The 24,826-nt window shown below is 63.2% G+C and carries 18 protein-coding genes; 5 read left to right on the forward strand and 13 right to left on the reverse strand.

Annotated features, from left to right (window positions below):
* Window position 1 precedes the first annotated feature (1 nt).
* A complete protein-coding gene (locus tag ABLE71_RS03860; RefSeq protein ID WP_348782032.1) occupies window positions 2-1,150 on the reverse strand; it encodes a glycosyltransferase in 1,149 nt (382 codons plus the stop codon).
* Between the two features lie 587 nt (window positions 1,151-1,737).
* Between ABLE71_RS03860 and ABLE71_RS03865 the strand changes: the two genes are divergently transcribed.
* Together ABLE71_RS03865 and ABLE71_RS03870 are read left to right on the forward strand one after the other, a co-directional pair.
* Window positions 1,738-4,737: a family 16 glycosylhydrolase gene (locus ABLE71_RS03865; protein WP_348782033.1), complete on the forward strand. Its 3,000-nt coding sequence runs from the start codon at window positions 1,738-1,740 to the stop codon at window positions 4,735-4,737.
* 507 nt (window positions 4,738-5,244) lie between these two features.
* Window positions 5,245-5,937, forward strand: a complete 693-nt coding sequence (locus ABLE71_RS03870; RefSeq protein WP_348782034.1) for a sugar transferase — start codon at window positions 5,245-5,247, stop codon at window positions 5,935-5,937.
* 16 nt (window positions 5,938-5,953) lie between these two features.
* Here ABLE71_RS03870 and ABLE71_RS03875 read toward each other — a convergent pair whose 3' ends face one another.
* Window positions 5,954-6,265: a hypothetical protein gene (locus ABLE71_RS03875; protein WP_348782035.1), complete on the reverse strand. Its 312-nt coding sequence runs from the start codon at window positions 6,263-6,265 to the stop codon at window positions 5,954-5,956.
* Window positions 6,266-6,452: 187 nt separating this feature from the next.
* Here ABLE71_RS03875 and ABLE71_RS03880 point away from each other — a divergent pair, with 187 nt between their 5' ends.
* Complete coding sequence (locus tag ABLE71_RS03880; protein WP_348782036.1) at window positions 6,453-7,379, forward strand: glycosyltransferase; 927 nt, start codon at window positions 6,453-6,455, stop codon at window positions 7,377-7,379.
* A complete protein-coding gene (locus tag ABLE71_RS03885; RefSeq protein WP_348782037.1) occupies window positions 7,376-8,338 on the forward strand; it encodes a glycosyl hydrolase in 963 nt (320 codons plus the stop codon). The genes ABLE71_RS03880 and ABLE71_RS03885 overlap by 4 nt, the downstream gene beginning before the upstream one ends.
* A 6-nt stretch (window positions 8,339-8,344) precedes the next feature.
* Here the strand turns inward: ABLE71_RS03885 and ABLE71_RS03890 are convergent, their stop codons facing one another.
* From ABLE71_RS03890 to ABLE71_RS03915, 6 genes are read right to left on the reverse strand one after another with little or no spacing between them, the layout of a single operon-like run.
* A complete protein-coding gene (locus tag ABLE71_RS03890) occupies window positions 8,345-10,042 on the reverse strand; it encodes a heparinase II/III-family protein (RefSeq protein WP_348782038.1) in 1,698 nt (565 codons plus the stop codon).
* Entirely contained in the window at window positions 10,039-11,301 is a 1,263-nt protein-coding gene (locus ABLE71_RS03895) for an oligosaccharide flippase family protein (protein ID WP_348782039.1), read from the reverse strand. The genes ABLE71_RS03890 and ABLE71_RS03895 overlap by 4 nt, the downstream gene beginning before the upstream one ends.
* A 36-nt stretch (window positions 11,302-11,337) precedes the next feature.
* Window positions 11,338-12,450, reverse strand: coding sequence for an NAD(P)-dependent oxidoreductase (locus ABLE71_RS03900; RefSeq protein ID WP_348782040.1), 1,113 nt, complete (start codon window positions 12,448-12,450; stop codon window positions 11,338-11,340).
* Complete coding sequence (locus ABLE71_RS03905; RefSeq protein WP_348782041.1) at window positions 12,447-13,448, reverse strand: Gfo/Idh/MocA family oxidoreductase; 1,002 nt, start codon at window positions 13,446-13,448, stop codon at window positions 12,447-12,449. The genes ABLE71_RS03900 and ABLE71_RS03905 overlap by 4 nt, the downstream gene beginning before the upstream one ends.
* Window positions 13,449-13,475: 27 nt before the next feature.
* Window positions 13,476-14,675, reverse strand: coding sequence for an acyltransferase (locus ABLE71_RS03910; RefSeq protein WP_348782042.1), 1,200 nt, complete (start codon window positions 14,673-14,675; stop codon window positions 13,476-13,478).
* Window positions 14,676-14,691: 16 nt separating this feature from the next.
* Window positions 14,692-15,879, reverse strand: coding sequence for an acyltransferase (locus ABLE71_RS03915; RefSeq protein WP_348782043.1), 1,188 nt, complete (start codon window positions 15,877-15,879; stop codon window positions 14,692-14,694).
* Between the two features lie 452 nt (window positions 15,880-16,331).
* Here ABLE71_RS03915 and ABLE71_RS03920 point away from each other — a divergent pair, with 452 nt between their 5' ends.
* Window positions 16,332-17,654 carry a hypothetical protein gene (locus tag ABLE71_RS03920; RefSeq protein WP_348782044.1) on the forward strand — a complete coding sequence of 441 codons (1,323 nt, stop codon included), beginning with the start codon at window positions 16,332-16,334 and terminating at the stop codon, window positions 17,652-17,654.
* Between the two features lie 13 nt (window positions 17,655-17,667).
* Here the strand turns inward: ABLE71_RS03920 and ABLE71_RS03925 are convergent, their stop codons facing one another.
* The 5 genes from ABLE71_RS03925 to ABLE71_RS03945 all read right to left on the reverse strand — a co-directional run bounded on the left by ABLE71_RS03925 (window position 17,668) and on the right by ABLE71_RS03945 (window position 24,537).
* Window positions 17,668-19,581, reverse strand: a complete 1,914-nt coding sequence (locus tag ABLE71_RS03925) for an acyltransferase family protein (RefSeq protein WP_348782045.1) — start codon at window positions 19,579-19,581, stop codon at window positions 17,668-17,670.
* Window positions 19,582-19,727: 146 nt separating this feature from the next.
* Window positions 19,728-20,852: an alginate lyase family protein gene (locus ABLE71_RS03930; RefSeq protein WP_348782046.1), complete on the reverse strand. Its 1,125-nt coding sequence runs from the start codon at window positions 20,850-20,852 to the stop codon at window positions 19,728-19,730.
* Window positions 20,828-22,138: a hypothetical protein gene (locus ABLE71_RS03935; protein WP_348782047.1), complete on the reverse strand. Its 1,311-nt coding sequence runs from the start codon at window positions 22,136-22,138 to the stop codon at window positions 20,828-20,830. Before ABLE71_RS03935 ends, ABLE71_RS03930 begins: the two co-directional genes overlap by 25 nt.
* 65 nt (window positions 22,139-22,203) lie before the next feature.
* Window positions 22,204-23,343 (reverse strand): glycosyltransferase, encoded by a 1,140-nt coding sequence (locus tag ABLE71_RS03940; RefSeq protein WP_348782048.1) that lies wholly within the window; start codon window positions 23,341-23,343, stop codon window positions 22,204-22,206.
* Window positions 23,344-23,502: 159 nt separating this feature from the next.
* Entirely contained in the window at window positions 23,503-24,537 is a 1,035-nt protein-coding gene (locus ABLE71_RS03945) for a polysaccharide biosynthesis/export family protein (RefSeq protein WP_348782049.1), read from the reverse strand.
* Between the last annotated feature and the right edge of the window lie 289 nt (window positions 24,538-24,826).

Here is a 24,826-nt window from a genome sequence, read left to right on the forward strand (position 1 = left end):
ATCATCCCTGGCCGCTTGCCCTCGCGCTCGGCGTCGGGGTCCAGGTCTGGAACTTGTCGCCCCGCACGGACCGCCACACCCCCCATGACGTTCCGGCAAAGGAAAGCAGCATCGCCAGAACCTTCAGGGCGGGGCCGAACTTCGCCGCGACGAGAACGCCAAACGCTGCGGCAATGAGTAGCGGCGCGGCAAGCACCGGCGTCGGCGGAAAGACAGCGAGCATCGCCAGCATGAAAAACAGTCCGGCGAGCAGCAGATTGTAGCCTATGACCCACTTCAGCAGCCGATGCGACACGTAGCAATAGGCAAGCACCGGCTTTCGCCATATCTGCGGCCAGATCAGCCGGTGGACGTTGAAGGCCTGGCAGGCGATTCGTATCTTGCGGCGAAATTCGTCATAGGTGTTCGTAGCCGACTTCTCGAAGGCCAGGGCGTCCGGCGCCCGTACCACGCGCATGCCGTCGATCAGGATCTTCATCGACACGTAGAAGTCGTCGATGATGTCGTCCGGAACCACATGATGGGCCGATCGCCTGATCGCAAACAGCGAACCGTCGGCGCCGACGACGCTGAAGGCGTCGCTCTCCAGCTGCTTGATCGCCTCCTCGATGCGCCAGTAGAGCGAACCCGAACTGCTCATCGCGCTCTCGTCCGGATTGGAATAGACGAGATGGCCGCAGACGCAGCCGACCGACGGGTCGGAGAACCACGGCGCAAGCCGGCGCAGCACGTGGCTGTCGAGTTCGACATTCGCATCGGTGAACACCACGACGTCGGCCGTGCACCTGTCGACGAGCGCGTTCATGCCATACGACTTGCCGCGCCTGACCTCCGCGGCAACGATGTTGATCCGGTCCTTGAACGGTTCGAGTCGCTCCACCGTCCTGTCCGAAGCGCCGTCGACATAGATGAACAGCTCGCATTGAGGGGCGGTCTGCGCAACGGCGATCATATTGCGTGCCTTGTCGGCGATGGTGCGCTCTTCGTTGTAGGCGCAGACGCAGATCGCAAACGAGGGCAGCGGTCCTTGGACGGCCGGCGCCGGACGCCGCCGCCGGAACAGCATCAGCGAAAGCGGATAAGTCACAAAAGGATGGATGCTGAGCAACAGAAAGACGGCACTCAGGCCGATGCATACCCAAAACGTCACGGTGCGGGCACCCTCACAAAATCACCCTCCCCGCCCCGTCACGCAAAATCCTAAAACCGACCCATTGCGGGCTGAAAGCACCGCCGCGGCAGGCATGCCGGCCTTCTCGCATGGACAGACTATTGCGCCAACAGGACACGTCACACTCCGCTCGAAGCGCTGCGCGTCAGCCCGTGCAAGACCTGCCAAAACCCGTGCAGGCGGGATACCGCTGCCGCTAATGGGCCGCGAAACCGGCCTATTGTCAACGCTGGTCATGGCGACCCCACGCCAGTTAATCTCCCGGCCCTGTACAGGTTAAACGGGCTCAACAGCCAGCGAACCCTCCGAAAAGTCCCGGAGAATCGGGCTGAATCGAAATCCCGAACGGGATAGGCCGGCCCGCGGCAAGAACGGATTGCGCTGCGACATTTTGGGCGCGACACAAAAAAACCCAACTACGGTCATTCCGCCGACGCATTGCGTTCGCTATTCTTTCCGCGCTGGACTTTGCACTTTGGGACGGGTGGGACTGCACCGGCGCCGGTTCTGCCTGCGCTAACCGTCAACCGGAACGGCTCTACCGTTCAGGCCAAAGAAGCGAGACCATGGCAACAACCTCCGCAAGACAAGCTTTTTCCGCGTCGCCGAATTTCGTCTTCGGATCGAGCGCAGCCGATACGCTCACGGGAACCACCAGTTCCGACATCATCTACGGACGCGCCGGTAACGACATCGTTTCGGGCGGGCTCGACGTCGACATGTTCGTCCTGCGCCGGGGGGAGGGCTCCGATACGATAACGGACTTTCAGGCCGGATTTGGCGGCGACGTCCTTCGCCTTCAAAACTACGGATTCAGCGACTTTTCGTCCTTCAGGAACGCATCCGTGCAGACCGGCGCCGACGTCACGGTGACGCTGGCGAGCGGCGAGACGCTGACGTTGCGCAATGTCGACCGCGACGCGCTGCGGCCGGAGAACCTCGAACTCGACCGGCCGCTTCCAGCGTCGGGCGCGCCGGCGACCTGGAGTTCAACGGAGGTCGAAGGCAGCACGCTTGCCGGCACTGCCGGAAACGATCAACTGGCGGCCAGCGTTGCCGACGTCACGCTCGTCGGCGGGCTCGGCGACGACAACTACGTCGTATGGGATCATACCAATGTCGTGGTCGAAGACGCGGATGGCGCCATCGACACGATCGCCACCTATGGCGCGCATGGGTACTCGCTCGCCACCTCCCCCCACGTTGAAAATCTCACTTTGCACGGCGGTTTCGCCGCATCGGCGCGCGGCAACGACCTGCGCAACGTCGTCACCGGCAACGATGGAAACAATCTGATTGACGGCGGTGCTGCGGACGATGTCCTGATCGGCGGCGCCGGCCGCGATACTTTCGTGATACGCCAGGGCGAGGGGTCCGACGTCGTGATGGATTTCCAGACCGGACAACGGGGCGACACCGTCGCGCTCGCCGGCTTCGGATTCGAGAATTTCGCGGACGTCGCCGCTTCCCTGCAACAGGTCGGCTCCGACACGATCCTCGACCTCGGAGACGGCTCGATCCTGAGCTTCCGCAACAGCCAAGCGACTGCCTTCTCAGCAAACAATTTTTCGCTCGGCGTCGATACCGCCTCTCTCGTACAGACGTTTAACGACGATTTCAGCGACTTTGACCGCTTCTCGGACGGCAGCGGAACATGGCGCACCCGCTTCGAGTGGTGGGGCGACGGCGCCTTCACCTTGCCGCAGAACGGCGAGCAGCAGATCTATGTGGACACCGACTTCCGCGGCCTGACCAACACCGAGCAGGACGGGCCCTTGGGCTATAATCCGTTTTCGGTCGTTGACGGCCAGCTTGTCATTACGGCCGAGCCGATCGCCGAACCCAGCGCCGCCACCAAGCAATATGAATTCACCTCGGGCATGATCTCGACGCAGTCGTCCTTCTGGCAGACCTATGGCTATTTCGAGATGACCGCGGAGCTTCCAGCCGGCGCAGGCGCCTGGCCGGCCTTCTGGATGCTCCCGGTCGACAACAGCTGGCCGCCGGAACTCGATATCCTCGAGGCGTTTGGAGACCAGCCCAATCAGGTCCATTCCGCCGTGATCGGCTCGGGGGGAACGAGCGATGCGTGGTCCCAGGTGGACACCTCCGGCGAGTCGCACACCTACGGCATGCAGTGGACGCCGTACGAGATCACCTTCTATGTCGACGGCGTAGAGACGATGTCGACGCCGACCACCACCGAACTGCACAGCCCGATGTACATGATCGCCAACCTAGCAATCGGCGGCCCCTGGGCCGGCAATGCCGATCCCTCGCTGGTGGCGCAGCTCAAGATAGATCAGATCACCGCCTACCAGCTGCCCGAATACACGCTCGAGCAATACACGCTGCGCGAGACCGGCGCGAACACCCGCTATTTCCAGGGCACCAACGGCGACGATACGCTGCAGGGAAGCGCCGGCAACGATATCCTCAACGGCCGTCTCGGCACCGATACGCTGACCGGCGGTCTGGGCGACGATTCCTATACGGTCAACAGCACCGGGACACGAGTTGTCGAGGCATTCGATTCCGGCATCGACGAGGTCCGTTCCTCGATGAGCTTCAGCCTGCCCAACTATGTCGAGAACCTCTATCTCGTCGGCAACAGCGGTCCGAAGGACGCCACCGGCAACGCGCTGCCCAACATCATCGTCGGCAACGGCGGCGTGAACGTCATCACGGGCGGACTGGGCAACGACATACTGACCGGCGGGGCCGGCGCCGACACCTTCGTCTTCGAGCGCGGCGACGGCTCAGACATCATCACCGACTTCCAGGCCGGGACCGGCGGCGGCGACGTCGTGCGCCTCGACGACCACGGCTTTTCCACTTTCGAGGAAGTCCAGGCCGCGATGACACAGGTCGGCGGCGACACGCATCTTGCGCTGAGCAGCTTCGAGACCCTAGTATTCCGCAACACGCAGGTCTCCGGCTTTGCCGAGGGCGACTTCCTGCTCCCCGACACTCCGCCTGAGAGCCAGGCCTGGATCCGCGCCAATATCGGCACCACCGCCGCCGACACCATGCTCGGCAGCGCATCGAACGAGCGGTTCGAAGGCAAGGGCAATGCGGACATCTTTTCCGGCGGCATCGGCGACGACACCTATCTCGTCGACAATGTCGACCAGCAGGTCATCGAGCGGGTTCGCGAAGGGATCGACACGGTCGAGGCTTATATCTCGTACGCCCTGCCCGACAATGTCGAGAACCTCGAACTCCTCTCGCTGGGAACCAGCGGAACCGGAAACAATCTCGCCAACCGCATCACCGGTTCGGCCGGCGACGACGTGTTGAACGGCAAGGGCGGCGACGATTACCTCGTCGGCGGCGTGGGCAGCGACGTGTTCGTGTTCGAACACGGCAACGGGTCAGACACGGTTGCCGATTTCCGCGGCAGCGAGTCCGAAGAGGGAGACAGCCTGCGCTTCGTGGGCTACGGCGCCGGCGCATACCTGTCGAACGTCGGAGACGATTGGACGATCCATTATTCCGGAGGCGAGGCGACGTTCCATCTTGCCGGTGTCACATCGCTTTCCCAGTCCGATTACGTCTTCGCCTGATTCTGCCCAGCTTTGCGCATTTCACATGCGCAGGAGACCGGTCTTTTGCGGGCGCGGCCCCGGCCGGGTCTGGCCATGCCGTTTCGCGGCTGCAATTGAGGAGAATGCTCCACGGGAAAATGGCATGGCCAGTCATGCAAAAGCTCGACATTCCGTGGCTCAGCGCGGCCGCAGCAAAGATTTCGTTGCACTGCAATATTTTGTCATCTATTGCAGGATCATGTATAAAATTCTATATCTTTAGCAATTAGGAGTTTGACTTCTTTCGGTTGCATTGTAATACATATAAATACATCGTGATTGCTGCGCCGCAACATGGCAGTTTAAAAGTTAGTATATTTATCTTATATTTTACGCCAGTCGTCGTCATTACCGAAATGAGTCGTGATCGAAGGCTGAAAAATACCCACTTGATCCCGAATGCGATCGATGGTTTAAATTTAGTGTTCGCGAATAGGGGCGCTTTCGGGGTGGTTCGCGTGCAGACAGCGTTGATGGAGACGTCTGATGCTAGAAGCCGAAAGCTCCCTGGAGAATTCCCCAGGCTCTACAATTGAGATCGTTGGCGTCGGATCGGCCAAATATGCGCCTGGCGGCGCTCTCAAAAGGGTCCTCGACATTGCCCTGGCGGCGACGGGCATAGCGGTTCTTTGGCCGCTTATGCTCATGGTCATTCTGGCCATTCGCCACACCGATCCGGGACCGGCCATTTTCGGCCACGAGCGGATCGGCTTGAATGGCCGCCGCTTCAAGTGCCTGAAGTTCAGGTCGATGATCATCAATTCGGATGCCGCGTTGCGCAACCTGCTCGAGCGGGACCCTGCGGCGGCAGCCGAATGGGCCCAGTCCCAGAAGCTGAAGAACGATCCGCGCGTCACCAAGCTCGGAAAGATCCTCAGGGAGACCAGCCTTGATGAACTGCCGCAACTCTGGAACGTCTTGAAGGGCGACATGAGCATCGTGGGGCCGCGGCCGATCGTCTCGGCCGAGGTGCGCCGCTATGGCAACAGCTTCAAGGCCTACGCGGCCACGAAGCCCGGCATCACCGGCCTTTGGCAGGTCACCGGGCGCAGCGATTGCAGCTATGACGAGCGCGTATCTCTCGACGTCGCCTACGTGGAAAATTGGTCCATCCTGCGCGACATCTGGATCATCGCCAAGACGGTGGTCGTCGTGTTCGGGCGCAAGGGCAGCTATTGACGGCAAGCGGACGGCCTTATGGCTCCTCGCGGATCTGCGGCTTCCTCGGGAAGCCGGGCCTAGCTTCCCGGACATCGGTCTGCTCGGCAGCCGGCTTTGTGTCCTGCATTCTTCCGAGAACAAGCATCGTGACGAAATACACGGCCTCAATCACGAGCAGCGGGATCAGAATGGCTCCCAGAATCGACAGGCCACCGCCTTCGCTGACGGCAAACGCGCCGACAACGGCCGGAACCAACGCGATAATGCCGACGGCAATCGCCGAGAGCCGTATCAGCCCGCAACCAATGCCGATGGCGATATATAGCAATACGACAATGCCGGTCATCGGTGCCCCTTCCGTTGAACCGAGCGATACCTACCGACGATTAACTTTCGCCGAAGCAATGTCGCCTGATGCCAAGCGATGCCCGTGTTCGTAGCAGTCGAGGCAAGAAAAGCCAAGAATTTAGTCGATATCGTTAATTGAAGGCTGACGTCCGCCTCAAGATCATGCGGACCCAAGGGAACCACCAATGATAGTACGCACGTCGCCCGAAAGCGGTCTCAGCGCGCCCTTGTTTTCCATCGTCATGGTCACGTTTGCGCGCGATCATCTCGTTCCGGAAACCATCGCGCAGGCGGCCAGGGTGGCCGGGCCCCGACTCGATGAGGTCGAGTTCCTGCTTGTGGACAACAACGCGGACGAGCTCGACCGCTCGTCTTTCCTGGCCCCTTTCTCGCGCTGGCAATATGTGAAGCTCGGCTACAACAAGGGCGTTTCGGCGCGCAACGACGGGGCGATTGCGGCGCGCGGCTCCTATATGATCTTCGTCGACGATGATGCCTTCCTCAACCCGGAGGGCGTGCTTGATCGCTACGAGGCCGCCTTCGCGGCCAATCCGAACGTCGCCATCGTCACGGCGCGGCACATCGACCATGCGACCGGCGATACGCCGCGCGCGTCCTTTCCCCATACCGACAAATCGCTGCCGAAGGACCGGCCCTTCAAGACCTTCCGCTTCCAGGGCAACGGCTTCGCCATGCGCCGCGGCGCATTCGACAGGATCGGGCCGATGTCTGAGGATTTTTTCTATGGTTTGGAGGAGATCGACTACGCCTATCGCGTCGTCGACGCCGGCTACGAGATCTACTACGAGCCCGGCTGTTGGGTGGTCGAGCACAACGACCCCGGTGGCCGCAAGCCCAGGAAAGAAGTCGAAGAGATGCGGCTGACGAACAAGCTGATCATCTCGTTCAAATACCTTCCGGCGATCTACCTGCCGCTCAACTTCGTGCTGTTCTCGGCCTATGTATTCTATCTCAACCGCGGCCAGGTGAACGTCTTCCGCTCCTTCGGCAGTTTCCTGAAATGGGCGCGTGAGCATCCGGGCCGCCGCAAGCCGATCGGCAAGCCGGCCATCGCCTACATCGAAAGCTGCGGCGGCGCCGTGTGGAAATGAGCGGCCGCTCCGCCGGTCTGCTTCAGCACGTCGCCGGCGCGGCGGCGCTCATGCTCGTGCCGCTAGCTGCTTCGTCGGCCGAAGCGACCGAGATCGGCGCCTATCGCGGCCCGGGCTGCGACGGGCGAAAGCAGATGCACGTCTTCGAGGATTTTGTCGGCCGAAAGGCTGAGCGCACCGTGGACGCGCTCAACCAGGAGAGCTGGGCCGAGTTGAAGTCGAGCATTCCGTGGATCGCCAAATGCTGGGGCGGCTCCGACATCGAACTCACCTTGTCGGTGCCGATGCTGCCCAAGGACGGCAGCGGCACGCTGGCCGAGGGTGCTGCCGGCGCCTATGACGCGGTCTTCGTCGCCACCGCGCGTGCTCTGATTCAGAACTATCTCGCCGACGCCGTCCTCCGGATCGGCTGGGAGTTCAATGGCGACTGGATGCCGTGGACCGCGATGCACGATCCGGAAAGCTACAAGGATTATTTCCGCCACATCGTCGCCATCATGCGCGCTGCGCCGGGACAGAATTTCCGCTTCGAGTGGTGCCCCAACCACGGTCGCAAGGCGATGGATCCGACCGATGCCTATCCCGGCGACGATGTCGTGGACATCATCGGTATGGATGTCTACGCCGAAACCTGGGATGCTTCCACCCGCGATCCCGAAAGGCGCTTTGCGTATTTTCTCGACCAGCCCTTCGGGCTGAAATGGCACCGCGACTTCGCCAAGCAGCGCGGCAAGCCGATATCCTACCCCGAATGGGGCGTCGGCACACGCCCGGACGGACACGGTGTCGGCGACGATCCGGTCTTCATCGAAGGCATGGCCGACTGGTTCGAGGAAGTGGAGCCGCTCTACCAGAGCTACTGGGACGTGCAGGCGTCGGACTACAACGCGCAGATGTCGAACGGACAGTTCCCGCAAGCGTCCGCGATGTTCAAGCGGCGTTTCGGCTCCGTGGATTGACAGGCCTCACACAGGCTCGAAGATCGCAACCAACCGACTTCCGTCCGGGCGCAAGACGATTTCGTGCGCGTCCTCCAGCACATCGTAGTAGCGAGACCATTTCGCCGTCCCGATGGCGATCTGCCCACCCTCGACGCGCAGCCGAAGGATCGTCTCGTCACGACGCAGCGACAGTTCGTCTCCCTGCTGCTCGATCCGCCAATCCCCGGGGACGAGAAAGCGCGTTTGCGTATCCCCCTCGCCCGCCCACCGGTCGGCGATCTCCAGGCGGCCATCCGACGACAGTCGAACGGACCGCGTGACGACATAGCGGTCGAAGGCCAATTGCCCAGTCGCCTCCTGGACGCCGTCTGCGTCGACCGCCTCGACAATGGTCGCAGCGGCACGGCGGCCGACCTTGAACGATCCAAGAAAAGCGACAGGCAGCGGTCCGACAAAGGCGGGACCGTTATGGGCCGTCCAGGCGCGTAGCTCGTCGCGCGCCGAGCCGGCCGAATAGCTGAAGGTGCCAGGGTCGACCAGCAAGCGATGACCGGCGAATGATGCTTCGACGGAGAGGAAATCCGGATGGCCGTGGCCGGGGTTTTCGTCGGGACCGATCGCGCCGGCGTCAAGGACCGCGACCCAGTCGCGGCCGGCAAGCCGCACATAGCCGGCGTCACGCATGACGGTGAAGCCCGGCGGCGTCTCAACGACGATGCTCGAACTCGGCGGCGCCTCGCCGAGCCATCCGTCGTTGAACAGCACGGGTTGGTCGTCGCCGAGTGTGAGAGCAGCAAGCGCGCGCTCGGTTGCGAGGAGCCGGCTCTTGATCATGGCGTTCTGATCCTCGCTCCATATCGGCAGGCCGGAGAAGATGCGAAGGCTCTGGACGGTCAGCCCCTGATACATGGCCGAGCGCTCCTTCTGGACGCCGTCCTCGCCGATCGAATGCACGACGATCGCCTGGTATTGCGCCCTGAGCGCCGAAGCGATGGCGTCCGGAAACGTGTCGCGAGCGAGTCCGAACAGGCCGAGCGCGGCAAGATTGCGTTCCAGATGGTTGAAGCCGAGTTCCGTCTCGAGATTGCCGAGAACGAAGGCGGCGTTCAGCCGGACGAAGCTTTCCACGGCTTTGAACGCTTCCGTTCCGTCGAACTCGCCGGGCGTGATAAGCAGCGCCGAGTTGAGCGCCAGCAACCTCCGCGAGGCTATGTAGGGATGCCAGAGCTGGGAAAAATCACTGCCGTTTGAGAAATCGGCCGTGGCGAGAAAGCTCTCCGTCAGTTGCGCAGCCATGGCGAGAGCGCGTGCGGGATCGCGGAGCGCGGCCGCTGGGACGAAACCGAACTGCGCGAGGTTGGCGCGCCTTATCTGTCGGTCGCCCTCGTCGCCGTTGAAACGCCAGTCGACCTTGTCGAGGCTGCCGAAATCGAAGCGGCGGTTCAGAATATCGAAGCGACCATCGTAGCAGCCCGGGATCGTGTCGCGATATTCCGCCTCAAAACAGCGGGCGACCATGCCGGCGAGTTCGATCGCTTTCGCGTCGCGGCGGAAAGCTGAAAAGGCCGCGGCCCGCCGCTCGAGGCCGGCGCGATAGGCGGATGCGCCAAGCGGCACGATGCGGTTGCGCAGCCGCCGCCGCACATGGCCGGCGAGCGCGGCCGGAGAAAGATTCGATGCAGCCTCGACTGCGGCCATCACCTTGGCGATCTGTCGCATCATTTCTCCTGCGAAGCCGGCATCTTCGCCTGACGGCGGTCGATGATGGTCGCGACCGACCAGAAGATAGCGGCAGCGAGCATGGTGGCGATCAGCGCCGACCCTACCGCGCCGTCAATGCCGGCGTTGCGGATCAGCAGCACGCCGATGCCGATGCGCATAAACGTGGTGACGAGCTGTATCGCCGTGCTCCAGCCTACCTTGTCGGAGGCGACGAACAGCTCGGCGCCGATGTCTGCGATCGAGCGCAGCAGCGGCAAGGCGCCCATCAGCGGCAGGATGCGGACGAGTTCGCGATACTCCTCGCCGAAGATGTGGATGAAGAGCGGCGCCACCAGCGCGATGGCGCCCCAGGCGAAGAAGCCGTAGGCGACCGAGATCGGCACGATGCGCAGCATGAAGCGGTAGGCCGCCTGATGTCCCTTCGCGCCTTCGCGCATCATGCGCGCCTGCAGCGAGATGCGCAGCGCGCGCGGCGGGCTGAAGGCGCCGTCCATCAGCCGCGACGCCAGCGAATAGACGCCGACCGCCGCGGGCGTGGCGAAATAGGAGAGGATCATCTTGTCGCATTCGACCTGCAGCGAGCTGTTGACCCAGGACAGCGCGAAGCTGACGCCCTCGCCGAAGCGCGCTCCGCCAAGGCCGAGCTTGGGGCGGCCGATGTGGTGCGCCGTGTAGAAGTAGCAGGCGACCATCGCGACAAGCGTCGAGACGAAGTAGGCCGTGGCGAACGTCTCCAGAGGCTGCTGCCACGACATCAGCAGGACGCCCAGCGCCGAGACGAGCCGCGCTACCGGCACGAACATGCCCGACACCGCCGCCCGCGCCTGCTGGGAGAAGGCGATGAACATCTTCTGGCAGGTCATGGCGACGCGGCCGAAGAGGATTTCGGAGACGGCGACCGAGACAGGCAGCCAGAGCGGCATGTCGACCCGGCTGAGCCACAGTGTGAGCACGACGGCCCCGGCGGCGATCGGCAGAGCCGTCAACAGGATGAGCGTCAGCGCCTGGCCGAAATAGGACGCCACCGCTTCGTGCGCGCGAGCCACGGCCTTGAGCGCGACGCCGTCGCCGCCGATGCCGGCGACGAAGCTCGCGACCGTAGCGACGGCAACGCACAGCATCAGCAGGCCTAACTGGTCCGCGCCGAGGCCGCGAGCCGCGGCAATGACGTAGAGGAGCTGAAGCACGGTGGGACCGCCCAGGCCGACCAGCGCCCAGGCGGTGTCCTTGACCGTCGATCGCGAGACCCTAGCGAGCAAATCGGCCTCGGCTGTCAGCCTCCCAAGCGATCTTGCTCATGCGGCGAGACCCGAGCTGCGCGCCCAGTCGACGGTCATGGCGATGCCGTCGTCAACGCTCGTCTGCGGGACGAAGCCGGCCTTGGCCGCTTTGTCCATCGAGTAGGTCACGTCCATCGCGAAGCGCTGCATGTCGTCGTCGCTGGGCTTCAGCCGCAGATCCTCTTCGGTCTTCTTCATCAGGCTCTTCAGCTGCGGGCTGCGGTTGGCCGCCGACAGCAGCAGCTCGCGGTGATTGGCAAGCATGTATTTGCCGAACATGCGCACCGGCCTTCGCATCATCACCTTGACGCCGAGACTGCGGTCGGGGGCCTTGAGCGGCGGATATCCGAGCGCCGCATTGAACCGCTCGAGATAGGAGTTCCAGGTCGGCACCTCGGGACCGTTGGCGTTGAACACCGCATAGGACCCGACGTCGTTGTCGATCAGGAAACGGACGAAACGCACGACATCGCCGACATAGACGAGGTTGCATTTGCCCTCGCCGCGTTCGCCGAGCGCGTGCCATTTCCCGGATGCGAAGCGCGTCAGGTAGGGCGCGGTCCAGAGATCGCTGAATGGCCCGTAGACGAGCGTCGGCCGGATCACCGAGATGGCGAGGCGCTCGTCGGCATACTGCTCGCAGATCGCCTCCGCATCCCGCTTGCCTTGGCCGTATTCGGTGACCGGCTGAACGGGCGGCGTGTCCTCGCGCACGATGCCGGTCGCATCGCCGTAGACGGCGACCGAGCTGGTGAAGACCAGCTTGCTGACGCCCGCCGCCTTGATGCGCTCGATCAGCATGCGGGTGCCGCCGGTGGTAACCGAATTGTCGTTGCCCTTGCCGCGGGCGCAGTGGACGACGATGTCGACGCCCTTGAGCGCGGCGTCGAGCGAGGCCTCGTCCATTATGTCGCATTGTACGATCTCGACGGGGAAGCGCGCTATGCGCGCCGCACTCGACCAACGGCTGATGCCGGCCCTGATCTCGCCGAATTTCGCCAGATGGAGCGCCTCGGCGATCCACCCTCCGATGAAGCCGCCGGCGCCGGTGATGAGGACGACCGGTTTCCCGGTGAGGCCTGGCTTCCTGGTGAAGCCGGGCGCGTTGATGACCACGTTTTCGTTCATGCGACCCATTCCTGGTAGCAGTCGGGGAGATAATCTGTGGCGCCGGCATAAATCTCGTCGATCACCGCGAGCGGCGGCACCACGCTTGCCGCCTCGATGAGCAGCGACCCGGAACCGGCGACGACCTCGAGGAAGTTCGTGATCATGCGCCTGGCGATGTCGGTGCGGTCGGAATTGCCCGGCGCCGAGACCGTCTTGCGCGCGCCGGCCGGCGATATGATCTCCAGCCTGGTGAAATCGTTGGTGACGCCGCGGATCGTCGCCTTGGTTCCTTCGATGCGGAACTCGTTGGCGAGCTTGTTGAGGAAGCTGATCGACACATCGATCTCGGCGCCGCCGGCCGACAGTTGCGTGCTGACGAAACACTCCGGACCGCCATAGCCGTCCATCACCGCCTTTTCCACTTTCGGCTGGGCGTCCAGCCACCAGCAGATGATGTCGAAGATGTGCACGCCGATGTCGAGGAGCGCTCCGCGCGGGCGCCCGTCCGGCCACGGGCGGCGGAAATTGAACCCCGACTGCGTCGGCCAGTCGAATTTGTGGCCCTCCGCCCAGACGATGCGTTTGACCTCGCCCAATTGCCCCGACGCGATGAAATCGCGCACGAAGGCGTAGGACGGGGTCAGCCGGCGGAAGTGGTTGGCCGTCAGGATCGCCCTGCCCTCAGCCGCGGCGATCATGGCGCGCGCGTCCTCGGCCGTCTCGGCGAAAGGCTTCTCGACCAGTACGCTGATGTCGCGCTCGATCAGCGCGACCGTGGTGCCGCGATGGAGGTGGCTCGGCGTCGCGTTAGCCGCGATCCGGATCGAAGGCGGCAGATCATCGATCCGGCCGACAACCTGATCGTTTCGGAAGCCGAATTTTTTCGCGGCCTTGACGCCCCGGTCGAGCGCCGGTTCGACGATCCAGGTATTCGCCGAAAGATGCGGATCGGCCGCCAGAACGGGAAAATAGTAGTAGTCCGCTATTGCGCCACTACCGACGATTGCGAGGGGCATCGCCACCTGCATGGCTGGGAAGTCCTTTCACCGACAAAGTTCTCCCACGCCCGGGATCAGACTATGCAACCGCCGCGCCCGCGTAAAGGATTTTTGTGCAGTGCACACAAACACTTTGTTGCGCTCTGTCTCATGGGGCCGCTCGGTTCGTCCGCAGCGACGGCGCCGCCTGGGATCCGTCCGTGTGGCGTATGTTTTCTTGAGGCTCAGCAACGGCCGTTCGAGCAGTATCCAGGAGAAATGCGCCAGCACCACCGCGACGGCGAAGCCGAACGGCGCATCGAACTGGATCGGGATGTCGATGCCGGACTTCTCGCTGGCGACGTGCAGAATCGTGCGCGGGATCATGTTGTGGAAAATGTAGAAGCCGTAGCTGATAACCCCGAGATAGCGAAGCGGCGTCCATTCGAGGATTTTCACCAGGACCGATTGCTGGTTCAGGAATATTTCCGCTAGCAGCACCGCAGCCAAAGGCACCGCCAGCAGCTTTATCCAGCCGAGGTCCACGCCCCGGCCTGCTGCCGCAAACACCAGCGGCGGCAGCAGTGTTATCGCCGCCAGCACGCCGGCGGCCAGCCAGGATCGGCTGCCCTGTCCGGGCGCGGACGAGAGCAGCAGCGCCGCCAGGCCGCCCATGGTGATCATGCCGAAACCGATGAGCGAGTTGGTGTAGATCGCGATGTCAGGCGCGCCGGACAGATGCATCGCGCTCCAGACCGCGAGCCCGAGCAGGGAGACAGCGCCGCAGATGACGACCGACAGGCGCGACGGGACGAGCAGGAAGAGCGGCGCGGCGAACAGATAGAATTGCTGCTCGACCGCCAGCGACCAGAAATGGCTGAACCAGCCTATGAAAGCGCCCTTTATCTCGCCGATATAGATGTTGGTCGTATAGGTGTAGTGGGCGAGCGCACTTGGAAAATCCCAGTTCGGCAAAGGATGGACCAGCGAGACCAGGGTGAGCGCCAACAGCGTCGCGTAATAGACCGGAAAGATGCGCAGTGCCCTACGCCCGTAGAACTCCAGGATCGCCGACTTGGCGGATGCGCCCTTTTCGACGCGCATCCGGTCCTTGTGCAGCGCGCGGATGATCAGGAAGCCGCTGAGCACGAAGAAGGTCCACACGCCGTAGTCGCCGGTGTGATAACTGCGCCCGAACACCGTCCAGTGGTTGAAGAAGACGACGATCACGGCAAGCGCGCGGATGCCGTCGAAGCCCTTGATCATGGCGCCTTGCTCCGTGCTATTCGGCTGCGCTGAGCGCCGGGCGGGCGACGGCCGCCCTGTCCTTCCCGACGCGGTCCTTCAGCCGCAGGAACGGACGCTCGATCCAGGCGAAGCTCGCCTCCGCGACCCCCCACGCCATCACGACGAGGGCCAGAAACCCCAGCAGGCCGAGGGCTGAATATTTCTCGATGCCCGTCATGCGCAGCGCGGCGTCGAAACCGGCGACCATGACGGAATGGTAGATGTACATGCCGTAGGATACGCGTCCGATACGGTTGGCGATGCCGAGGCTGAAACCCTGGCCGAAGCGGATGACGGCAGCGATCAGCAGGCCGGAATTCAGCGCAAGCAGCGTGTAGAGCCAGACATAGGCGGAATTCTCGCGCGGCTCGATGCCCATGCCGAGCGACGTGGGGCTGAGCCGCCATTCGGGAATGTGGGAGAAGGCGAGCGCCGGCGAGAACGGCGTGATCAGGCCCGCTTCGGCGAGCACCCGATAGTTCCAGACAAGCATCGCAACTGACGCGGCCACGATCAGCGCGGCGACGGCGAGGAAGACGCCACGTTTCGCCGCGCGGATGCGCGCCTCGCCGAAAGCGAGCAGACCGCCCACCATGAAGGAATCCATCTGGAAAATCGTGACGGCCTTGACTACCGTCGCGGCGTGGCTCGCGTCCTCTGCCGAGAAGGACTGAAAAGCCCACCAGCGGAGCAGCGGGACGACAACCACCATGGCCGCGAAGAACATCGCGCCTGCGCGCAGCGCGAACAACAGCATAAACGGCGCAACGAGCAGGTAATATTGCTCCTCGACCCCGAGGCTCCACAGATGCGCGAAGGCGCGGCCGGTGACCTCTTCGCCGAAGAGCGGCGCGAGGTTGGTGGTGTAGGTATAGAGAAAAACGACGTCCTCGGCGGGCAGGCCCTCGCCCGCTATCGCGAACGCCAGGACGAAAACGGTTACGTAGAGAAAATAGACCGGGAATATTCTGAGCGACCGGCGGGCGTAGAAAATGCCCAGGCCACGCGAAAAACTCTCCGACTTGAGCCCGATCAGGCTTCTGGTGATCAGGAATCCGGACAACGCAAAGAAGACCCAGACGCCGATCCAGCCGAAGGAGAGGAACCTGGCGTGGAACGCCATGACGAGGATGACGGAAACCGCGCGTATCGCGTCGAGATTGTCTATATGCCGTGCGGCCATGGGGCGTCCTGCCGTTCTTCAGTCGTCCTGCGGCCGCCGCCCAAAAACCCCTGGCCAGTTTTCACTTTCGGTTAATGATTGAAATTAACCCTGAAGATGTTCCTCTTTCTATCCAACCAGCCTTCGCCTTCCCGTCAATATAAACGGCGCACATACATAGAACTCATGTCGCAACCGTCGCTCTCATTTAAGCAACACTATGTCATCCAGTCCCGCGAGACTGTCATATCGCTGCCGGCCGTATTCTATGGTGCATTGCACCATGCTCCATATCATGGCATAGATCAAGCCAGGAATTTTCGCGATCTGTGCATCGTCGCCTGTATCGTTTTTGGCGGCGAGCCCGAAACGAAGGGACGGATCGCATGCCCGCCCGCAGGAAGCAGACTGGAGTTGGAGCGACTTGAGCCCGGCAAGATCTCAGCAGACGTCCGCAGCCGGTGGTGTCCTCGGTGAGTGATAGCTCTCCGACGAACGCCGCCGCCGGATGGCCTGTCCAAGTCCGAGGCGCCCAGGGCAATCTCGCCGGTTCGGTCGATCCGGCAATCGCCAGGCGGATAGCCAACCTTCTGTCGGTGCACCTCGTTCTCGTCGTGGTGACCCAGAAGATGGCGCTGCCTGTCGGCGGCGGCATCCAGATCGCCTTTGCGATGGTGCTTCAATACGTCGTCTTCGCGATGTTTCTGCTGATGGGGGTGCTGCGGGTGCACCTGCTGCGCACGCTTTTCCTGCTCGCCTTCGTCAGCTTCGCGACCATCACCCACGCGCTCTACAATGGCGGCGATTTCTCGCCGGGCTCGCTCTTTCTGCTGATCCTGATTCTCGCCATGTATTCGTTCGTCGTGCCCATCGACGAGGAAAACTACAACCGCATCCTCAAGACGTTTCAGTTGGTCGCGGTCTGCGCGTCGCTTCTGGTCTTCTTCAATTGGGGTACCCAGATCGTAGGCCTCGGCATGTTGAACCTCGAGGACTACATTCCCGACTCGTTCCAGTACATCAACTACGTCTACATGAATAAGCTGCGGTGGGACCTGCCCTGGATAAAGCCGAACAGCATCTTCTTCCTGGAAGTCTCCCATCTGTCCCAGTTCATCGGCATGGCTCTGGTCATCGAAATGGCCAAGTTCCGCCGCCTGCGCTTTGCCGGCCTCTATGCCATCGCTCTGCTGAGTTCCTTCGGCGGCACGGGCACGCTGCTTGTGCTCGCCTCGACGCCCTTTCTGCTGGCGCAATTGCCCCGGAAATACACTTTGGCGATCATGCTCGCCGCCCCGATGCTGCTGGTCGTTGCCGCCCAGATCGGCGTGCTCGACAATTTCACCGAGCGCGTCACGGAGTTCGGGCAGGAGAAGAGCTCCGGCTACAATCGATTCGTGCTGCCGGCGATGACTGCCGCGGAGGCGCTGGGGCGCGAAGGGCTCGGCGGCATGCTCGGAAGCGGCGCCGGGACGATCCCGGCCGGCGACCCGACAAAGGGCGGCTTCAATGGCTTTGCGTGGAGCCCTTACGCCAAGGTCATCTACGAATACGGCCTGATCGGATTCCTGATCTGGCTGCCGCTGACGCTGGTCGCGATCTTCAACCGGGGCGTACCGTTCGTCATCTGCTGGATCGCTTTCCTGCAGTACAATTTCCTGAACGGCGCGCTCAATGTGCCCCTGCATACGGTCTACTGCTACCTGCTTACCGCGGGTTACATCATGCTGCCGACGGCGAGGCCGCTACCGCGGGCGGAAACCCAGCCGGTCAGCCTATCGCCCGTCCCGGCCTGAGCCGGACAGCCTGTCATTGCGAAAAGTCGAGCTCGGCGCGCCGGTCACCCGCCCGCGATGTCGGCGAGACGGCGCCGATGGCATTTTCCCTGACGATCGGGAAATAGAGCCTGACCGCCTCGGTGGCTCCGCTGATCGAGAAGTGGCCGAAATCCGAATAGCGGAAGACGCCGTCCTTCTTGAACGAGCAGAGCCCACCCTGGCACAGGAAAGACAGGGGATCGATGAAGCTCGCATCGGCGGCGGCGTTCTCCCGCAGTTCCCTGTTGATATCGGGGTCGACATTGTTGGACCAGGCGGCGGTGCCGACATTGCCGGTGCGGTAGTCCAGCACGTCGATGTTCGCGCCGAACTCGGTCGACTGGCCGATGAGATAGGTGCGCACGCCCATGGTGCGCAGTTCGTCGAGCGTGGAGCGTATCTCGTGCACGCCGCGCAGCCTGAGCGACGTCCAGCGCGCGCTGAGGATGACCGTCTTGACGTTGTAGCGCTTGATCACATCAAGCGCGTTGCGGTTGAACTCCTGGCAATTCGGACGCGCGAAGGAATAGTAGCTGAGGATGGGCGGGCAGCCGGCTGCGGTATAGTTGATCACATTGAAGGGAATCTCGCCGGCGTTGCGGATGATGCCCGGCACATAGTGCGCCGCGAAGGAATCGCCCCACAGCAGCGCATTCTCGGCATTGCCGTCGGTGAGGACGCAGTCGCCGTCACCCCAGTCCCGCCATGACTGGTCGGCGGAGAGAAAGCACTTCCGCTCCTTCCATTCCTCATGGCCGGCAATCGCCTGCTCCTTGAAATCCGGATACCGGAACGCGAAGCCGCCAGACATCGCGCCCGCCACGCCGACCGCCGTCATCGCCACCATCGCCGCGGCGCCCGCAGCAAAGAGCCGCCGGCGCGGGAAGATATTGCCGCGACGGCGAAACGGCTGCTCGACGAAGCGCCACGATATCCAGGCCAGCGCGAAGCTTGCGGCCACGATCAGCGCCGATTCGAACAAGGTCGGGTCGCGCAGCGTGACGTAGCGGAGAAAGACGACGATCGGCCAATGCGCGAGATAGAGCGAGTAGGAAAGCAGGCCGACCCAGACCATCGGCCTCCACGCCAGGGTTTTGGCGGTCAGCGTGTGGTGCGAGGTTCCCGACCAGATGATCATCGCGGCGCCGACACACGGCGCCAGCGCGTTGATGCCGGGAAACGGCGTCTCCTCGGTGTAGGTGAGCACCGCATAAAGGATCAGGCACAGCCCGGCGACGCCGATCGCTTCCGCCCAGGATTTCCTGGCCGGCGCCGGCGGCGGCGCAAGCACCAGCAGCGCGCCGATCAGCAGTTCCCAGGCGCGCGTCGGCAGCAGGAAGAAATTCGCCGTCGGCGCGGTCGACGTCGCGACAACGCTCAGGCCGAAGGACAGCAGCGCGGCCGGCAGGAAGACGAGCAGCCATTTTGCCCTGGCGTAGCGATAGGCCAGGTACATCACGATCGGCATGAATATGTAGTATTGCTCCTCGACCGCCAGCGACCATGTGTGCAGCAGCGGACGCAGCAGTGCGCTCGGTTCGAAATAGCCCGAAAACTTCCAGAAATAGATGTTGGAGGAAAACAGCGCCGCCGCCACCACGCTTTTGGAAAAATCCTCGAAGTTGGGCGGCAGGAACAGGAAGGCGGCCACCACCGTCGTCAGCGCGATCATGAAGAAGAGCGCCGGGAAGATGCGCCGCACGCGGCGTTCGTAGAAATCGACGATCGAGAAGCGGCCTTCCTGCAGATCCGACAGCAGCCTGAGCGTGATCACGTAGCCGGATATGACGAAGAACACGTCGACGCCGACGAAGCCCCCGTCGAATCCTGCGACGCCGGCGTGGAAAAGTACAACAGGGAGAACGGCTACGGCCCGCAGGCCATCGACATCGGCGCGATACTTCATCTTTCCCTTTACATCGGTCAGCCGGCGGCTGCTCGTGTCGGGCCGTCATGTCCTCTCTCGCGCCCCGATCGAGCGGACAAGACGGCGGCTGATAGTTGCCGTGTTCGATTGTGCATTGCAACATCGGCAATGCAACCCAAAAATTGTTACCGGCCGATAAGCGGACTCTGCACGACCGGACCGGGCGCGATCCTTCGTCCGAACGCCATCGTCACGTCACCACCCAGCCACATCAGCTTCATCGGCCTCAGGTGCCTGAGCCAGGGCTCCGCCTCGGGGTCGCCGGTGAGGCCGAAATAGATTTCGAGCCAGGCCAGCAATCGCACGACGCCGGGATCGAACTTCTCTTGGCGCGCGCCGGCGCGGCGCTCGAACTCGGCCGGATCCGCCAGTCCCGAAAGCACGCGCCGCACCAGGCGCCGGATGCTCTCCTGCCCGGTCTCGGTCAACGGACGGCCGTTCGCCTGCTCGAACGCCGCCATGACGACCAGCGCGCTTGCTGCGAAGGCGGTGTAGCGCAGCGACATCTCGCCGCGCTTCAGCTCGAGCGGCAGGAAGCCGTCGCCATCGATGTCGCCAATTCCGGCATGGAGCTGCGCGATGCCCCAGTCGTAGCGGCCGCGATCGCCGGCGACCGTACCGGCAACCACCGACGCCAGGCCCGCCCAGTACCAATGGTTGTTGCGGAGTTCGGCGGACAGGGGATAGCGGTCGGCGAGTTCGGAGCTGGCCTGGAGATACCAGTTCCTCGCCCATTCCGGCGCCTGCACGGCCACCTCTCCCGCCTGGAGCTTCAGCAGCGACAATCCGAGCGCGATCGACACCCATTCGCGTTCGTAGTGGCCCTCAGGCCATGTCACGTCGCCGAGCAGCGCCCCGTCGCCCAGCCATGCCCGCAGCCAGGCAAGCACGCAATCGGCGGCAGCCTGCCTGGCCTCGCCCTTGAGAAGCATCGCGCGGTCCGACAGATCGACGACATCGCCGACATAGGCGTGCAGCCTTTTGGTCAGCGCCTGCCTGCGCGCCACCCGCTCCGGCACCAGTTTTGTGTAGTCGCCGGAGGCGAATCCCGATTCGATCCGCAGGTCGCGCATCGGCGCAGGCGGCTGCGGACATGTCCTTATCGGCGCGGCCGCGCGGCGCATCTCCATCTCGAGCGGATAGGGCGAGGCGAACCGCCCGCCGGTCTCCTGCGCAAGGGCCGGCAGGACCGGGATTGCCAGCAGCGCCGCCGCAATCGCCTGTCTCAACCGTCCCGGCTCGAATCCCATGGTTCTATCCTGGCTGAACAAATGATCGAGACGAGGGAGACGGCGGCAAAGAAGGCGGCGTAGATCCAGAGCAGCGCGACCGGCCTGGCGCCGCTGAAGACAACCAGCAGCGCATAGGCCGCGGCGCCGGCGAAGGCGAACTGCGCGACGCGGCGTATCAACGCCGCTGCGTTGAGATAGCTGAGGAAGAGCGTCGCCGGCTGATAGAAGCCGCTGATCAGCACGATCGTTGCTGCGGCGGGCGCCGCCTGGGGCGGCACGACATTGTTCGGCCCGAGCAGCAGATCGAAGATCGCCTGCCCGAAGAACAGCACGGCGAGCGCGGGAACGGCGCTCGCCGCGACGCAGAGCACCGTGACCAGCAACAGGCCGCGACGCGCCTTCGGCATTTCGCCCGCCAGAAGCTGGCGGCTGATGCGAGGCAGGAAAATCTCGGCCAGCGTCCTCGTTCCCGCCATCGCAAGGCGGCAGACCTTCATGATGCTGTCGAACATCACCAGCGCCGGGCCGACGCCGAGCAGCGCCGTGACGACGGCATAGGGCGAGTTGAGGACGAGCAGCTCCGACAAAGCGAAGGTCAGCGACGACCAGAACCGCTTCCAATGGGCCGCGATGCCGCCCGGCGTCGCCGGCCCGGAACCGATCGCCCATATCCGCGACTGCCTGAGCAGACCGGCGAGCACCGCCATGAAGGCAACGACGACGACGGTGGTCGCGATACCGAAAGCGAGGAAGCTGCCCGTCGTCCAGAACAGGCCGAGCGCCGCGATGAAAAGCAGCCGCCGTATGATGGAGATGAAGGCGAACTGCCGGCCGAGGTCGGCCGACCAAACCGTCGATTGCAGATCGAAGGACCAGTAGGCGGTGAACAGGCAGCCGAACAGATAGAGCGCGTTGCCGAGATAGCGGACCGGATCGTCAAAGCCGGACGAACCCGGCATCAGGACCGGTATCAGGAAGGACAGGACGGTGAGCAGCAGCGCCTGCGCGCCGAGGAAGCGAAAGATCTCGCCGCCGGCCTGCCCGCCGATGCCGAGCGCGCCGGGACGCAGGGCGGTATAGTTTGCGCGGCCGATCGCCTGGTCGAGCGGCTGCACGTAGAAACCGACCGCGGTCAGGAAGACGATCTCGGCGTAGCGGGCCTGATCGAGCCCGCGCGCAAGCACGAGCATCTGGATCAGCGTGAAGGCAAGGTTGAGCACCGTATGGACGACATGAAGCGCGCCGAACCCGGTGGCCAGTCCGACGATCCGCTCCCTGCGGCTTCTCACTGCGATTTCGCTCAAGTGGGTATCACCGCGAAGGCCTCGCGTCCGCCGTAACAGTCAGCCTCCCTGACCTCCCCATTCGCTCACTTGCGCGTCGACGACGCGACCGTCCATGTCTGGAAGCGCTCGCCGCGCAGCGATTTGTAGACGCCAATCGCGGTGGCCCACATCGCCACCATGATCTCCCAGATGCTGGTCACGACGGGCAGGTTGAAGCGGTCCGCCGCGAAGGCCGCCGCCGCGAGCAGCAGCAGGTATATGATTGACGGCAACGCCCCGAAAGCGACGAGCACGATCGCGACCGACACCGCCGCGCCGGCCGCCAGGAAATAGCCGGCCAGCCAGCGCAGATATTTGTGCGACAGGTATTTGTAGACCGACAGGCGATCGAGTTTCGCGATCTTCGGCCACAGAAGCCGGTGGCAGTTGAAGGCGCGGCAGGCGATGCGCACTTTGCGGCGGAATTCGTCCTGGCGAACGCTGGCTGCGCGCTCGTAGGCGAGGAAATCCGAACCCCGCACGAGCCGGTAGCCGGCGCACAGGATGGACATTGAGGTGAAGAAATCGTCGATGATGTCGGCGGGCGTCGGCCTGTGCAATTCGCGCCGGATGGCGAAGAGCGAACCGTCGGCGCCCATCACGGAGCCGGTGTCGCTCTCGAGCTGCTTCACCCATTCCTCGTGTTTCCAGTAGAGCGCGCCGACCTTCGCCGTCTGGCTTTCGCCCGCGTTCTCGTAGAGCAGGTGCCCGGTGACGCAACCGACCTGCCTGTCGCGGAAATAGCGGGGCAGATTGCGCACCGCCACCGGATCGATCATCACATTGGCGTCGGTGTAGATGACGATCTCGGCGTTGGTCATCGAGAGCAGCCGGTTCATGCCGGCGCTCTTGCCGCTGCGTCCCTCCGCCAGCGACAGCGTGAACTCGCCGGCGACGGACTGGAGCACTTCGTTGGTGCCGTCCGACGACGCGTCGCTGTGGATCAACAGCTGGCAGTCGCCGAGCGAGTCGCGCACGGCGCGCATGTTATCGATCTTCTGATCGATCACCTTGCGCTCATTGTAGACGCAGCACACCACGGCGAAGCTTTGCGGCGGCGGCACGGTCGGGTTCAGGGGTTTCGCCCGCAAGCGCCGCACCACCATCAGCGATAGCGGATAGGTGACATAGGGATGCAACACGAGCAGGACGCAGGCCAGGAACACCGCGATCAGGAAGGTCATGGTCTCGCCTCCCCCCTTCTCGCATAATCCATGCTCGGGACGGCGATTGCCCACGAGCTTCCCGCATTCCGTACAGATGCGGCCGCCGCTCCCGTGACAGGCATTTGCGCATTCATTCCCTTGGCTACCTCTCTTTCAAGCTCCCTGCTGCCCGGGTTCCTAGTTCGTGGCGACGCGGCCTGCCGCTGCCGCCGAGGTCGTCGCTCCGACGACATCGATGAACTTCATGAACTTCACGATTGCCGCATTGCCGATGTAGATCACGTCCTTGTTGTGAATGGGGAACGACGAAGCCAGGAAGAATCCGCCGGGATCGCGAAGGTTGAACTGATAAATGACAGGAATGTGGTCGCCCTCGAATTTCTCGACCGGGACGCCGAGCTTGGCGGCGGTTTTGCGATCCTCGATGCGGTAGACCATGACCGCGCCGGGATTGGCGCGGTTGTCCAGCAGGCCGCCTGCCTTGCCGAGCGCATCGGACAGGTTGATCGTTTCGTCGGCGAAATCGAAGCGGCCATTTTCGCCGGACGCGCCGAAGGCGGTGAAGGCGTGCGGCTCGCGATAGACGTAAACCGTGTCGTTCGGCAGCACGTAGATATTGTTCGAAGGTTCGCGGACGAGCTTCTGGAAATAGATCGTCGCCTTTTTCGAGCCGCGCTGCAGCGTGACATAGGTTTCGTAGCCCGGCTGCTTGGGTCCGCCGGCTTTGGCGATCACGTCCAGGATGCGCTCGCCGTCCGCATTGACCGAGAATTTTGATGGCGCGTTGACATCGCCGAGCACGCTGACTTCCGACGAGGTCTGCGACTTCACGGCCACAACCGCCTGCGGTTCGATCGCGCGGCTCGCCAGCCGCTGCTCTATGACCCTCTGGACGGCCGCCGGCTCCTCGCCCGCCGCATGAATCGACCCGGCATAGGGGACCGATATGTTGCCGGCGCTGTCGACCTTCTGATCGGGAAGATTGACGAAATTGCCCGCGCTGTTGGTGGATTCGAGCGGGATGAAAAGGCCGCCGGGGCTCGCTTCGAATATGGTGACGGTCACCGTGTCGCCGACGCCCATGCGAATGCGGGCGGGGCCTGGACCGCGAAAATTCCCGAAGCCGGAACTCGGCTGCGATCTCTCCACAACCCTGACGACTTCGGGAGTCACGTTGACGACGGCGTGGGGGGCGCTGGCAGGCGCGTTCACGGCGGCGTAGCTGCTGGCCCCGACTTCAGGCCCGGCGGAAGGAAGTGCCGTGCACCCCGAGACGCCAAGGGCGCAAAGGAACAGAACCGATACGAGGGTCGGAGTCGACTGATACAAACTGCCTCACTTTAGCCCCCCGCAAAGCCTATATGTGCACCGCACAAATGCGAGTCCTGAAATTTGTTCAAATGTCCCGAATGACCGATTCGACAAGCGGTGTTGCCGATCGATCACACAGAAATAATAGCTCCACAATAAGATTGCGTCCCTTAGAAGGCGCGAAGGAACG

This window comes from Mesorhizobium sp. KR9-304, from assembly GCF_040049215.1.
Classification (GTDB): domain Bacteria; phylum Pseudomonadota; class Alphaproteobacteria; order Rhizobiales; family Rhizobiaceae; genus Mesorhizobium_K.